The following is a 13,536-nucleotide window of genomic DNA, read 5'->3' as shown; positions in this document are numbered from 1 at the left end:
GATGCTGAGCATCGAGGGGCTGTCCAAGCGCTATGGCAACGGCCATCTGGCGCTGAGCGGCATCGACCTGGAGGTGCGGCCGGGCGAGATCCTGGGCATCGTCGGCGGGTCCGGCTGCGGCAAGAGCACGCTGCTGCGCGTCGTCTCCGGGCTGGAGGCGCCGACGGCGGGGCGGGTGGTGCTGAACGGGGCGGAGGTGCGCAGCCCCCGCGACGAGATCGGCTTCGTCTTCCAGGAGCCGCGGCTGATGCCGTGGCTGAGCATCCGCGCCAACGTCGCTTTCGGCATCCGCCACCTGCCCAAGGCGGAGCGCAACGCCCGCACGGACGAGGCGCTGGCCCGCGTCGGCCTGGACCGCTTCGCCGACGCCTGGCCGCGCGAGCTGTCCGGCGGCATGGCGCAGCGCGCGGCGCTGGCCCGCGCGCTGGTCGGGCGGCCGTCGGTGCTGCTGCTGGACGAGCCGTTCAGCGCGCTGGACGCGCTGACGCGGTACGATCTGCAGGACCACCTGTTGGAGCTGTGGTCGTACGACCGGCCGACCATGGTGCTGGTCACCCACGACATCGAGGAGGCGCTGGTGCTGTCCGACCGAGTGGTGGTGATGCAGCCGGGGCCGGGGCGCATCCAGACGGTGGCCGCACCCGCCCTGCCGCGCCCGCGCGAGCGTACCGACCCGCTGTTCGAGGATTGGAAGCACCGTCTGCTGGGCGAGCTGAGCCGCGCCTTCCGCGACCGCCACCCCGGCGAGGAAGCGTTCCCCGCTGCGGCGATCTGACGTAGGGTGGCGCTTTGACGTTGGTTTTTCGCTGCGCTCAACCCAACCTACGTCTTCTTCATCGTCCTGCCCGGCCTTGTGCCGGGCATCCACGCACTCCGACCAATCCAAGGTGCGTGGATGGCCGGGACTGGGCCCGGCCAAGACGATACAATGGGGTTTTCGGTAGGTTGGGTTGAGGCGAAGCCGAAAACCCAACGTCCAACACGCACAAACGCATGAGGAGAGGAATGGACGCCCAGGAACTGCGGGCTCTGCAGGCCCCGCTGAAGGACAAGTACAAGGACACGCCGGACGCCGCCGTCATCACGCTGAAGGCCAAGGGCGAGCTGGACGATTCCCACATCGCCTGCAAGGTGGAGACGGGCCGTGCGCTGGTCACCGCCGGGCTGCACCCGGCGACCGGGGGGCCGGGCACCTTCGCCTGCTCCGGCGACATGCTGCTGGAGGCGCTGGTGGCGTGCGCCGGCGTGACGCTGAAGGCAGTGGCGACGGCGCTGGGCATGGAGCTGCGCGGCGGCACCGTGTCGGCCGAGGGCGACCTGGACTTCCGCGGCACGCTGGGCGTGTCGAAGGAGGCGCCGGTGGGCTTCCGCGCCATCCGCCTGCGCTTCGACCTGGACACCGACGAGCCGCAGGAGCGCATCGACACGCTGACCAAGCTGACCGAGCGCTACTGCGTCGTCTTCCAGACCCTGGCCAGCCCGCCGCCGCTGAGCCTGGATATTACGACGAAGGGGTGATTCCCAACCCCCTCCCTTGCTCGGCGGCGGGGGAGGGGGCGCTCGTCCGCAGGCGGCTGCCGCGCAGCTCGCCGCTCTGGTCCAGGATGGGGTAGGCGACCGAGGCGACGTGCGCGTTGATGCGCTTCAGGTCGCGCAGCACGTCGAGGAACAAGGCGCTCGTCTCGATGCACTCCGCCCGGCCCTGGCGCACGCGGTCCAGGTGGCGGTCGGCGCTGGTGCGCTCCAAGGCGCGGATCGCGTCCTTCTCGGCGATCAGCGCGCGGGCGAGGCGGCGGTCCTCCGACAAAAAGACGCCCAGCGCGGTGCGCAGGTTGCCCAGCGTGCGGGCGTGCAGCTCCTCGATCGCGCGGAAGTCCTCCGCCGCGAAGTGGCGGCGGTGGCGGATCTTCTTGGCCGCCAGCTCCATCAGGTTCTTCTCGATGATGTCGCCGACGTGCTCCAGGTTGATGGCGAAGGCCATCATGGCGCCGACGCGCTTGCCGTCCGCCTCGTCCAGCTGCTCGCGGCCGAGCTTGACGAGGTAGAGCTTGATCGCCGTGTGCAGCGCGTCCACCACATCGTCCATGCGGCTGACCTCGGAGATCGCGCGCTCGTCGTCGTGGCGCAGCACGTCCAGGCTGCGGCGCAGCATCTCCTCCACCACGTCGCCCAGGCGCAGCGTCTCGCGCGCGGCGCAGGCGATGGCGACGGACGGCGCCTCCAGCGCGGATTCGTCCAGGTGGCGGGGGCGCGTGGCGTCGTCGGGGTCGTCCGTGTGCGGGAAGCGGGCGGCGGTCAGCCGCGCCACCGGCCCGACCAGCGGCAGCAGCAGCGCCGCCAGGCCGAGGTTGAAGGCGACGTGCAGCATCATGACGGCGTGCGCGTCGGCCGGCGCGGCCGGCAGCAGGGCGGTGAAGGGCAGCGCCACCGCCGCCCCGGCCCCGCGCATCAGCAGGTTGCCGAAGGGCACGCGCCGGGCCAGCGCCCCATCCTTCAGCGTGGCGATCAGCGGCGGCAGGGCACCACCCAGGTTGGCGCCCAGCACCATGGCCGCCGCCGGAGCCAGGTCGAGGAACCCGGCCGCCGCCAGCGAGGCGATCAGCAGAACCACCGCGAGGCTGGAATAGGTCGCCACCGTCAGCCCGGCCGCCGCCAGCAGCGCCAGCACCGGCGCGGAGCCCAGGGCGGACAGCACGGCGTGGATCAGTTCGGATTCGCGCACCGGGACCGTGGCGTCGGCCAGCAGGCGCAGGGCCAGCAGCACGAGGCCCAGGCCCACCAGCGTGCGCGCCACGGCGCGGCGCCGGCCGCTGGCGTCGCCCAGCGCGAACAGGGCGCCGCCGGCCAGGATCAGCACCGGCGACAGCCAGCGCAGGTCGAGCGCCAGAAGCACCGCCACCACGCTGGTGCCGACGTCCGCCCCCAGCATGACGGCCAGCGCCATGGCCGTGGGCAGCAGCCGCTGCCCGGCCATGGAGGCGGCCATCAGCGCGGTGGCCGCACTGCTCTGCAACGCCAGCGTGGCCGCGAAGCCGCCGGCGAATGCGCGCACGCGGTCGCGCGTGGCGAGCGCCACCCAGCGGCGCAGGCTGGGGCCGAAGGCCCGGAACACGCCCGTGCGCACCAGCCGCAGCCCCCACAGCAGCAGGGCGACGGCGCCCAGGATGTCGACCAGGACCATGGTCGGTGAAATGGCGGCTCTCCTCGGGTCTGGAGGGGCGACGGGCTGTCAGGAATCTGTAACAGTGGGACGCCCGTCCCGGCTCCGCACCCCTGCCGGAAGGGGGAGGCCCTTTTCACATACGACGTCGCATGGGGGCAAAACCGTCCCACGCTACGCCCGCCCGGCGCCCCGCATTCCCGCCAGCCGCTCGCGCACCTGCCGGGCCACGCCGGCGGCGGCCCGCGCGGCGTCCTCGGCGTCCAGGCCGCGGCCGAGCAGCAGCAGGGTGATCATCTCGTCGTACACGGCCAGCGCCGCCTCGCGCGTGTCGTCCGGGTAGTCGGACAGCGTCAGCGCCACGTCGTCCACAAGGGCGGCGACCGGGTCGGTGGGCATGGTTGAAGGCTCCGCGTGCAAAAGGGGCGCGCGGAGCCTACCGCCGGGAGGGCGTCAGCGTTGGTGACAAGTCAGGTCAGGAACGGGTTGGTGCGGCGTTCCTCGCCGAAGGTGCCCATGGGACCGTGGCCGGGGATGAAGGCGATGTCGTCGCCCAGCGGGAACAGCTTCGTGGTGATCGCATCGATCAGGTCGGCGTGGTTGCCGCGCGGGAAGTCGGTGCGGCCGATGGAGCCCTGGAACAGCACGTCGCCCACCACCGCCAGATGGCTGGCGGCGTGGTGGAACACCACGTGGCCCGGCGTGTGGCCGGGGCAGTGGATGACGGCCATCGTCTCCTCGCCCACGCGCACCGTGTCGCCGTCCTCCAGCCAGCGGGTCGGCGTGAAGGCCGGGGCGGGCGGGAAGCCGAACTTCATCGCCTGCTGCGGCATCGCGTCGATCCAGAAGGCGTCCTCGCGCTGCGGCCCCTCGATGGGCAGGCCCAGGCGGTCGGCCAGCGGCTTGACACCGCCGGCGTGGTCGATGTGGCCGTGGGTGACCAGGATCTTTTCCGGCGTCACGCCCAGCTTCTCGACGGCGTAGAGGATGCGCTCCAGGTCGCCGCCGGGATCGACGATGGCGGCCTTCTTCGTGGCCTCGCACCACAGGATGCTGCAGTTCTGCTCGAAAGGCGTCACCGGAACGATGGCGTACTTCATGCCGATCCCTTGCGCTTGGTGTCCGTGGAAGACGCCGGGACCTTACGCCGGACCAAGGTGCTGCGTCCAGCCCACCCCGTCAGGGCATCAGTTCCACGGCGACGAACACGCGGTCGAGCGCGCGCTGCGTCACCTCGCGCAGGATGCCGGCCTCCACCAGTTCGTCGACCATGAGCTGGGCGCCGCGGAAGGTGGTGTCCAGGTGCTGCTGCAGGCGCCGCACGGTCAGCGCCGGCTGGGTGAACAGGAAGTCCAGCACGTCGGGCAGGCGGGAGTTGCTGCGCCGGGCGCCGACGCGCCGGCGCCAGCCGGATGCCGCCTGGTCGAGGGCGGCGGCGCGCCGCCGCTCGCGGTGCGCGGCCTCGGCGACGGCGTTGGCGAGCCAGAGCTGCCAGTCCGCCGCGCCGGCCGAGAGCGCGAGGCGCATTCCCGTGCGTTCGGACAGCAGGGTGGGGGAGGCGGGCAGCCACACCTCCGGCACGCGGCAGGCCCGCGCCAGCGCCGCCGGGGCGATCAGGCGCGCCAGCGGTGCCGCCCAGGCCGGGTCGGCCGGCGGGCGCAGCAGGAGGTCGAGCGCCAGCACGCCGCCGTAAAGCGCCGGGCACCCGAGCGCGTCGTCGGCGCGGCGCAGCAGGGCGCGCGCCTCCGCCCGCTGCCGGTCGGAGAAGGCGAGGCGGGCGGGATCGCGGCCGGAGACGCCGGTCTGCGTGGCGCGCCAGATGCCCTCCAGCCAGGGCGGCGTCCAGGCCGGGGCGGTCCCGTCGCCGTCCGTCTCGGACAGCGGCTCGTCGCCGGCCGGCAGGCTTTCGGCCAACAGGCTTTCCAGGTCGGCGACCGCCTGCCACGCGGCGGCGGCGGCGCCCACCGGCGTCTCGGTGGCGGCGGCGGGGCCGGGTGCCCGCTCGCCTTGCGCCGTCCGCGCGCCCAGCCACAGCGCGTGCGCCGCCTGCGCCTCGCTGCGGCCGGCGGTGGGGACGAGGTCGGGCTCCAGCGTCGCGATCATGAAGTCGGTGGGGTCGACGGCGACGCCGTCCAGCCGCGCCCCGGCGAACGCCTCGCGCCGCGCCGCGTCGGCCCAGAGCCGGGCGCGCAGCTCCCCGTCCCGCATCGCCTCCGCCAGACGGCCGAGCGCGCGCTCGGCGTCCAGCAGCGCGGCCAGCAGGGGCAGGGAAGGCGGGGCGGGCATCATGGACGGGCATCATAACGGAGCGAGCGGGCCGGAGCGAGCGGCGCGCCCCATGGGAATGTGTTCTGCATTGCGGAACGGTGTGATGGGGTTGCTGCGGATAACCACTTGGGTGGCGGGGGTTTGCCGCCCGGCGTGCGGAACGTCGGGGCGTTGCGCCGTTGCGCGTTGCGTGCCATTGTTCGTTGGCAAAGCATTCGAACCGCCCCCCCTCCTGAACAGCGGAAGGAACCGTGTTGATGGTGTCGCCTGCAACGTTGCCGTCCCTGGCCGCGCGGCTGTCCGTTGAGCGTTCGGGCGATACCGCCTTCATCGAAGGGGACCGGCGCTGGTCCTATGCGGAGTTCGAGGCGGAGACGCGGCGCGCCGCGGCGTGGCTGGCGGGGCATGGCGTGCGCCGGGGGGACCGGGTCGCCGTCTGGCTGCCCAACGGCGTTACGTGGCTGGCGCTGTTCTTCGGGCTGGCGCGGCTGGGGGCGGTGATGATGTCGGTCAACACGCGCTTCCGCAGCAGCGAGCTGGAGTACGTGCTGAAGAAGTCGCGCGCCGCGCACCTGATCATGCAGCCGGGGTTCCGCCGCATCGACTTCCGCGCCATCGTCTCGGCGGTCGACCCCGCCGCGGTGCCCGACCTGCGCAGCGTGATCGTCGTCGATCCGTCGGGGGAGGCCGACGCCACCGCCATCCTCGGCCGGCCGACCGTGGCGCTGCGGCTGGACGCGGCCGGGCTGGACGAAGCCGGGCTGGACGAAGCCGGGGGGGCGCCGGCCGAGGCGGCGGAACCGGACCTGCCGTGCATCCTCTTCACCACGTCGGGCACCACCAAGGGGCCGAAGCTGGTGATCCACCCGCAGCGCACGCTGGTCTTCCACAGCGGCCCGGTGGCGGCGCGGACGGGGCTCGACCAGCCGGGGGCGCGGCTGTTGGCCATGCTGCCGTTCTGCGGCGTCTTCGGGCTGGTCGGCACGCTGGCCGCCTTCGCCGCCGGCACGCCGGTCGTCATCCTCGACACCTTCGACGCGGAGCGCGCGGCGGCGCTGATCGGGGCGCACGGCGTCACCCACACCTTCGGCAGCGACGAGATGTACCGCCGCCTGCTGCAGGCGCGCGCCGGCGACCGGCCGTTCCCCACCGCCCGCCTGTTCGGCTTCGCCGCCTTCCAGCCGGGCGCCATCGAACTGGCGACGGAGGCCTGGGCGCGCGGCGTGCCCATGGTCGGCCTGTATGGGTCGAGCGAGGTGCAGGCCCTGTTCGCCATCCAGCCGGAGGGACTGCCGCTGGAGGAGCGCATCCTGGGCGGCGGCCTGCCGTCGGCGGGCGAACTGGCCCGGGTGCGGGTGCGCGACGTCGACACGGGCGACCTGTTGCCGCCGGGGCGGTCGGGGGAAATCGAGATCGCGGCGCCCGGCAACTTCGCCGGCTATCTGGACGATCCGGAGGCGACGGCGGAGGTGATGCTGCCGGACGGCTTCTTCCGCACCGGCGACGTCGGCCACCTGCGCGCCGACGGCAGCTTCGTCTACGAGATGCGCAAGGGGGACGCCATCCGCCTGGGCGGCTATCTGGTGAGCCCGGTGGAGATCGAGGACGTGCTGAAGGGCTTCGACGGGGTGGCCGACGCGCAGGTGGTGGCGGTCGCGGTGGGCACGGAGCTGAAGCCGGTGGCCTTCGTCATCCCGCAGCCGGGAGCCGCGATCGACCCGGACGCGCTGGTCGCGCGGGCGCGGGGCTGCATGGCGGGGTTCAAGGTGCCGTACCGGGTCTGGCCGGTGGAGGCGTTCCCGACGACGGAAAGCGCCAACGGCACCAAGATCCAGCGCGCCCGCCTGCGCACCATGGCCGAGGAGCGCCTGGCGCGGGAGGGGTGAAAGGCCGGATGAACGGCGGAAGCCGGCGTCAGCCGACCCCGTCCGCATCGGCAAGGCGGCTGCGGGCTTCCTTCAGCCACAGGTCGCGGATCGGGCGGCCGCGCTGCGACCAGGGGACGTTGGTGGCGTTCTCGGCCTCGTAGAGGCTCTGGGCGAGCGTTTCGACGGCGACACGGCCGCCGATCTGGCTTTCGCGCACAACGCGCTCGCGGCCGCTTTCCACCGCCTTGACCCGGTACTGGTGCTCCCCGCTGTCCGGGGGCAGCAGGCGTTCGACGCGGTGGTCGCCCGACGGCGCCCCGCGCTTCACCTCCCAGCCGCAGAACTGGACGATCTGGCCGACGTGATACTTCTGATCGTTCATGGGTGACCTCCGGCTGTAAGAGGGCGTCACGCGGTCTTCGTCGCGGCGGCCGTCTTCACCGCCGCCTTCTTCACCACCGTCTTGCGGGCGGCGGGACGGGGCGGGGCGGCGGCGGCCTTGCGCTCCCGGCGCGCGGTGATCTCCGCCTGGATCGCCGGCAGCACCGCCTGCGCCTCCTTGCGCTGCTTCGCGGTTCCGGACTGGGCCAGCCGTTCGGCGTTGGCGCCCAGGGTGTCGAGCGCGGCGTCGGCCATGTCGGGCAGCTTGTCGAGAAGGTTCATGTCACTGTCGCTTTCTTGCTTTGTGTCGTCTCCGGCGGGCGCCGTCGTCGCCCGGGCGGCCGGGGCGTGCGGCGTGCGGGCGCGCCATCCCTCGGACCAGCTCTTGGCGGGCACGCTGCCGGCGGGGTGCGGGTTCGCCGTCCGTGGGGAGCCGCACAGCGCCGCCAGTTCGCCGGTGCGGAACGCGACGCCGGCCCACCGGCCGGCTGGGGGGCGGCCGGCAGGGGCTTTGGCGGGACCGGTCTTCATGCGCGCCATACCCTCGTTCTCCACCGCGTTTGGGAAAATTCCCCGATGAAAATGGGGCTTCGGACCGGGTTTTTCAAAGTATATTATTATGATTACGCCGCCCGTGGCGCTGAAATCGGCAACGCCGGGCGGCAAAAATGATTTTGCGTGTTGTTTTTCCCGGTGGCCTCTGGCGGGTGGAATTGGCGCCGATGATTTTCGGGAATTTGGGCTTTTCAATGGCGCGTCAATGGCGCGTCAGTGGCGCGGCGATTCGCGGGCCGGACGGCGACGCTTCGGGTACCGCATCGGAAGGGGCGGCTATGACGATCCGCGGTCTGGGTCGATAATACGGAATGTGGTATACCAACAATTCGTCCACCGAACTCCAGAGCGGCGGTCGTCCGCGTCCTTCATCGCGGCCGCCCGGTCCGGGAGGAGGCCGAGAGCATGCCCGCGCTCGTCGCGCACCGCCGGAGCCGCCGGCCTGAAAGATTTCCACCATGTGGAAAAGACGGCGGGGCTGGATGCTGCCGCTCCGGCCCCGCCGCACGCTGGCGCAAACCCTTACTTCACAACGGTCACCGGCACCTCGGCCAGATGCAGGACGCGCGTGGTGGTGGAGCCGAGGAGCAGGTTCGGCAAGGGGCTGAGGCCCCGGCTGCCGATGACGATCTGGTCGCAGCCCAGGCTGGCGGCGTGGTCGACGATGGTTTCCGCCACGCCGCCCACCACCAGATGCGCGTGGTGGGCGATGCCCGCCTCCTTCAGCGTGCGGCGCGCGTCGGCCAGGGAACGTTCACCTTCCTCCTGGTGGTAGGCGCTGCGCTCCGCCACGCCGACGAAGTCGCTGACGGCGCTGGGCAGCGGCGCCTGAACATTGATCAGGTGAACCTCGGTCTCCGCGCGCGGGAACGCCTTGGCGATGTAATGGACGGCGCGCAGGGACGTCTCCGAGCCGTCGATGGGAACCAGAATCTTCATCGTTTCCTCCGTCGGTGATTTGTTCGTGCGCGTGTCCGGGCGGCAGGGCTGCCGGACCTCCTTTCGCCGCTGACGGCATCGTCTTTCGGGTTTGAGGCTAAGCAAGAAGGGTGCCACCCCACAACCTAATTGTTTGATGCACCGATCGTCTGTGTAAGAAAGGAGTTGATCTGAACACTGCATGCCAGATACCGTATCCCACGCGGCATATCAGTGTCACCAACCATCCGTGATGCAAACGCAAGCCGCCGCGCCGGAACCAAGAACGCCCGGGAAGGGTGACGCCCCGGTCAGCCAGGGAAGGAAACGAGACATGAAAGAGGTAGAACGTCCGCACGTTACGCGCTTGTCCGCGCTCGGCATGGGCCTCCTCGCGGCTTCGGCCCTGTCGATGTTCCCGAACGCCGCGGTCGCCTGGGAGCCTACCAAGGCGGTGGACTTCATCGTCCCGGCGGGCACCGGCGGCGGTGCGGACCAGATGGCGCGGATGATCCAGGGCATCATCCAGAAGAACAACCTGATGGCCCAGCCCATGGTCGTCATCAACAAGGCCGGCGGGGCGGGTGCGGAAGGCTTCCTCGACGTCAAGGGGTCGAAGGGCAACCCGCACAAGATCATCATCACGCTGTCGAACCTGTTCACCACGCCGCTGGCCACCGGCGTGCCCTTCTCGTGGAAGGACATGACCCCGGTGTCGATGCTGGCGCTCGACAACTTCGTGCTGTGGGTGAACAACGACGCGCCGCAGAAGACGGCCAAGGAATACATCGACGCGGTCAAGACCGCCGGCCCCAACAAGTTCAAGATGGGCGGCACCGGATCCAAGCAGGAAGACCAGATCATCACCGCCGCCATCGAGCAGGCGACCGGCACCACCTTCACCTACGTCCCCTACAAGGGCGGCGGCGACGTGGCGGCGCAGCTGGTCGGCGGGCACATCAATTCCAGCGTGAACAACCCGATCGAGGCCGTGTCGCAGTGGCGCGCCGGGGCGCTGCGCCCGCTGTGCGTCTTCGACGGCGACCGCATCCCGCTGAAGGAGCCGATCGCCGGCAGCCAGTCGTGGAACACCATCCCGACCTGCAAGGAATCCGGGCTGGACGTCGAATACACCATGCTGCGCGGCGTCTTCATGGCGCCCGGCGTGAAGCCGGACGAGGTCGCCTACTACGTCGACCTCTTCAAGAAGGTCCGCGAGACGCCGGAGTGGAAGGATTTCATGGAGAAGGGGGCGTTCAACACGCGCTTCCTGACCGGCGACGAGTTCAACACGTGGCTGGCCGGCGCCGACACCATGCACCGCGACCTGATGCAGAAGGCCGGCTTCGCCAAGTAACCGGCCGCCCCGGCGCCGCGGCCTCCGGGTGACGGCACCCGGAGGCCCGCCGTGCCGCCCTTCCTCGCGCCCCTCCTCGCGGGAGTCGAACCGTGGAACACGAAACGCAAAGCAGCGAACCGGTCGTCACCAACCGGACCATGGAGATCGTGGCGGCCCTGTTCTTCGCCACCGTCGCGGTGATCGTCATGGCCGACAGCCTGCGCGTCGGCGCCGGATGGGCGCCGGACGGGCCGCGGGCCGGGTACTTCCCCTTCTACGTCGGCCTGGTGATGCTGGTCAGCAGCCTGTCGACGCTGGGCATCGCCGTCTTCCGCCGCGCCGGCGACAAGAGCACCTTCGTGGAGCGCGACCAGTTCGCGCTGGTCATGCAGGTCTTCGTGCCCAGCATGGTGTTCGTCGTCGCCGTCGGCTTCATCGGCATCTACGTCGCGGCGATGCTGTTCATCGCCTTCTTCATGCATTGGGTCGGCAAATACCCGCTCCGGACCATCCTGCCGGTCGCCGTTCTGGTCCCGGCGGCGCTCTTCGTCGCCTTCGAGATCTGGTTCCTGGTGCCGCTGCCCAAGGGTCCGCTGGAAGCGATGCTCGGGTACTGAAGCCGCCGCCCCGTCCCCAAAAAACACCCCGTCCCCAAAAAACACAAAGAGCGGGGCGCGCCAGCCGGGCAGCCATAAAGGGAGGGAACATTGGAAGCGCTCGCTTCACTGATCCAGGGATTCGGCGTGCTCGCCGACCCCATGAACATCGTCTACATGTTCGTCGGCATCACGCTGGGCGTGCTGATCGGCGTGCTGCCCGGCCTCGGCGGGGCGAACGGCGTGGCCATCCTGCTGCCCCTGACCTTCAGCATGTCGCCGACCTCGGCCATCATCATGCTGTCGTGCATCTACTGGGGGGCGCTGTTCGGCGGGGCCATCACGTCGGTGCTGTTCAACATCCCGGGCGAACCCTGGTCGGTGGCGACCACCTTCGACGGCCACCCCATGGCCCAGAAGGGGCGGGCGGGGGAGGCGCTGACGGCGGCCTTCACCTCGTCCTTCTTCGGGGCCTTCGTGGCGGTGGTGCTGATCACCTTCCTAGCCCCCCTGATCGCGCGCTTCGCGCTGCGCTTCGGCCCGGCCGAGTTCTTCGCGGTGCAGATGCTGACGTTCTGCAGTTTCGTCGGCATGGGCAGCGAATCCCCCTTCAAGGTGCTGTGCGCCATGATGTTCGGCTTCGCGCTGGCGGCCGTCGGCATCGATACGGTGACGGGCGAGCTGCGCATGACCTTCGGGTCCGTGGAGCTGCTGCGCGGCTTCGACTTCCTGATCGCGGTCATCGGCCTGTTCGGCATCGGCGAGATCCTGCTGACCATGGAGGAAGGGCTGGCCTTCCGCGGCAAGAGCGCCAAGATCAGCGCGACCGTGGTGTGGAACACCTGGAAGCAGCTGCCGCGCTATTGGATCACCGCCATCCGCGGCTCCATCGTCGGCTGCTGGATGGGCATCACGCCCGGCGGCGCAACCCCGGCTTCGTTCATGAGCTACGGCCTCGCCAAGCGCTTCTCGCGCGACGGGCAGAAGTTCGGCACCGGCCAGATGGAAGGCGTCGTGGCGCCGGAAACCGCCGCGCACGCCGCCGGCACCAGCGCGCTGCTGCCCATGCTGACGCTGGGCATTCCGGGCTCGCCCACCGCGGCGGTGCTGCTGGGCGGGTTGCTGATCTGGGGCCTGCAGCCGGGGCCGCTGCTGTTCGTGGAACAGAAGGAGTTCGTCTGGGGCCTGATCGCCAGCATGTACATCGGCAACATCGCCGGCCTGATCGTGGTGCTGACGACGGTGCCGCTGTTCGCCTCCATCCTGCGCATCCCGTTCAGCATCATAGCACCCATCATCATCGTGGTCTGCGCGGTCGGCGCCTACACCGTGCACAACGCCTTCTTCGACATCGTCATGATGATGTTCTTCGGGGTGCTGGGCTACGTCTTCAAGAAGCTGCACTACCCGCTGGCGCCGCTGGTCCTGGCGCTGGTGCTGGGCGACATGGCGGAAAGCTCGTTCCGGCAGGCCATGCTGGTGTCGCAAGGCGACCTGGCCATCTTCTGGTCGAACCCGCTGGTGGGCGGCATCATCTCGCTGGCGCTGGTCATGCTGTTCTGGCCGGTCCTCGCGCTCTTCCTGCGCAAGCGCCAAGCGCGCCGCGTGGAGAGCACCGAGGCGGCGATCCCGGCCAAGTGAGCCACGGCATGCGGGGGACGCCCGAGGCGGCGTTCCCCGCCCTTTTCCGCACACGCGACGACCGTCCGGAGACACGTCCGATGGACACGACCGATTTCGTGATCGCGTTGCTCCAGATCATCTGGATCGACATCCTGCTCAGCGGCGACAACGCGGTGGTCATCGCGCTGGCCTGCCGGTCGCTGCCGCCCAAGCAGCAGAAGATCGGCATCATGCTCGGCACCGGGGCCGCCATCGTGCTGCGCGTGCTGTTCGCCGTCATCATCGTCTGGCTGCTGGCGATCCCCTACGTGAAGATCATCGGCGGCCTGCTGCTGTTCTGGATCGCCGTCAAGCTGGTGATCCCCGAACCGGAGGCGGAGCACGGCGGGCACGTGCAGTCGGTGTCCGGCCTGATGGGCGTGATCCGCACCATCGTCATCGCCGACGCGGTGATGAGCCTGGACAACGTCATCGCCATCGCCGCGGCGTCGCACGGCAACACGGTCCTGCTGATTCTGGGATTGGCGATCAGCATCCCGCTGATCGTGTTCGGCAGCACGCTGATCCTGAAGGCGATCGACCGGTTCCCGGCCCTGATCTACGCGGGTGCCGGCCTGCTGGGCTACATCGCGGCGGAGGTGATGCTGACCGATCCGCTGGTGCACGGCACCGCCGTGCAGGCGCTTCCGCTGGTGGAGGGGGCGGCGCCCTTCGTAGGCGCGGCGGCGGTGATCCTCATCGGCCACCTGTTCGCCCGCGTGGTCGCCGAACGGCGGCGCCAGCAGACCGACGCGGCGTCATGACGCCGCGCCGGGAAAAGGAGCCGGG

The 13,536-nt window shown here is 70.4% G+C and carries 14 protein-coding genes; 7 read left to right on the top strand and 7 right to left on the bottom strand.

The annotated features are described in order from the left end of the window. Nucleotide 1: 1 nt before the first annotated feature. Both VED21_RS04170 and VED21_RS04165 read left to right on the top strand, forming a co-directional pair. Nucleotides 2-775 carry an ABC transporter ATP-binding protein gene (locus VED21_RS04170; protein WP_324881057.1) on the top strand — a complete coding sequence of 258 codons (774 nt, stop codon included), beginning with the start codon at nucleotides 2-4 and terminating at the stop codon, nucleotides 773-775. 230 nt (nucleotides 776-1,005) lie between these two features. Beyond that, on the top strand, nucleotides 1,006-1,518 hold the full coding sequence (locus tag VED21_RS04165) for an OsmC family protein (protein ID WP_324881056.1): 513 nt from the start codon (nucleotides 1,006-1,008) through the stop codon (nucleotides 1,516-1,518). Here the strand turns inward: VED21_RS04165 and VED21_RS04160 are convergent. The 4 genes from VED21_RS04160 to VED21_RS04145 all read right to left on the bottom strand — a co-directional run bounded on the left by VED21_RS04160 (nucleotide 1,502) and on the right by VED21_RS04145 (nucleotide 5,449). After that, the gene (locus tag VED21_RS04160) at nucleotides 1,502-3,181 is read right to left on the bottom strand and encodes a Na/Pi cotransporter family protein (protein WP_324881054.1); all 1,680 of its coding nucleotides are present in this window, start codon (nucleotides 3,179-3,181) and stop codon (nucleotides 1,502-1,504) included. The genes VED21_RS04165 and VED21_RS04160 overlap by 17 nt on opposite strands. 153 nt (nucleotides 3,182-3,334) lie before the next feature. Beyond that, entirely contained in the window at nucleotides 3,335-3,559 is a 225-nt protein-coding gene (locus tag VED21_RS04155; RefSeq protein WP_324881053.1) for a hypothetical protein, read from the bottom strand. A gap of 71 nt (nucleotides 3,560-3,630) precedes the next feature. After that, a complete protein-coding gene (locus tag VED21_RS04150) occupies nucleotides 3,631-4,260 on the bottom strand; it encodes an MBL fold metallo-hydrolase (RefSeq protein ID WP_324881052.1) in 630 nt (209 codons plus the stop codon). A 79-nt stretch (nucleotides 4,261-4,339) separates the two neighbouring features. Further along, nucleotides 4,340-5,449: a hypothetical protein gene (locus VED21_RS04145; RefSeq protein ID WP_324881051.1), complete on the bottom strand. Its 1,110-nt coding sequence runs from the start codon at nucleotides 5,447-5,449 to the stop codon at nucleotides 4,340-4,342. Between the two features lie 236 nt (nucleotides 5,450-5,685). Here VED21_RS04145 and VED21_RS04140 point away from each other — a divergent pair, with 236 nt between their 5' ends. After that, nucleotides 5,686-7,314: an AMP-binding protein gene (locus VED21_RS04140; protein ID WP_324881050.1), complete on the top strand. Its 1,629-nt coding sequence runs from the start codon at nucleotides 5,686-5,688 to the stop codon at nucleotides 7,312-7,314. Nucleotides 7,315-7,342: 28 nt separating this feature from the next. Here the strand turns inward: VED21_RS04140 and VED21_RS04135 are convergent, their stop codons facing one another. From VED21_RS04135 to VED21_RS04125, 3 genes are all read right to left on the bottom strand, one after another. Next, nucleotides 7,343-7,678, bottom strand: a complete 336-nt coding sequence (locus VED21_RS04135; RefSeq protein WP_324881049.1) for a hypothetical protein — start codon at nucleotides 7,676-7,678, stop codon at nucleotides 7,343-7,345. A gap of 26 nt (nucleotides 7,679-7,704) precedes the next feature. After that, on the bottom strand, nucleotides 7,705-8,217 hold the full coding sequence (locus tag VED21_RS04130; protein ID WP_324881048.1) for a hypothetical protein: 513 nt from the start codon (nucleotides 8,215-8,217) through the stop codon (nucleotides 7,705-7,707). A gap of 537 nt (nucleotides 8,218-8,754) precedes the next feature. Then, nucleotides 8,755-9,171 (bottom strand): universal stress protein, encoded by a 417-nt coding sequence (locus VED21_RS04125; protein ID WP_324881047.1) that lies wholly within the window; start codon nucleotides 9,169-9,171, stop codon nucleotides 8,755-8,757. Between the two features lie 313 nt (nucleotides 9,172-9,484). Between VED21_RS04125 and VED21_RS04120 the strand changes: the two genes are divergently transcribed. The 4 genes from VED21_RS04120 to VED21_RS04105 all read left to right on the top strand — a co-directional run bounded on the left by VED21_RS04120 (nucleotide 9,485) and on the right by VED21_RS04105 (nucleotide 13,511). Beyond that, nucleotides 9,485-10,507, top strand: a complete 1,023-nt coding sequence (locus tag VED21_RS04120) for a Bug family tripartite tricarboxylate transporter substrate binding protein (RefSeq protein WP_324881046.1) — start codon at nucleotides 9,485-9,487, stop codon at nucleotides 10,505-10,507. A gap of 92 nt (nucleotides 10,508-10,599) precedes the next feature. Beyond that, entirely contained in the window at nucleotides 10,600-11,106 is a 507-nt protein-coding gene (locus VED21_RS04115) for a tripartite tricarboxylate transporter TctB family protein (RefSeq protein ID WP_324881045.1), read from the top strand. Between the two features lie 90 nt (nucleotides 11,107-11,196). Continuing rightward, entirely contained in the window at nucleotides 11,197-12,726 is a 1,530-nt protein-coding gene (locus VED21_RS04110; protein ID WP_324881044.1) for a tripartite tricarboxylate transporter permease, read from the top strand. A gap of 80 nt (nucleotides 12,727-12,806) precedes the next feature. After that, complete coding sequence (locus VED21_RS04105; protein WP_324881043.1) at nucleotides 12,807-13,511, top strand: TerC family protein; 705 nt, start codon at nucleotides 12,807-12,809, stop codon at nucleotides 13,509-13,511. Nucleotides 13,512-13,536 lie beyond the last annotated feature (25 nt).

The organism is Azospirillum sp., from assembly GCF_035627195.1.
Classification (GTDB): domain Bacteria; phylum Pseudomonadota; class Alphaproteobacteria; order Azospirillales; family Azospirillaceae; genus Azospirillum.
This window is presented reverse-complemented; position numbering and strand designations above follow the sequence as displayed.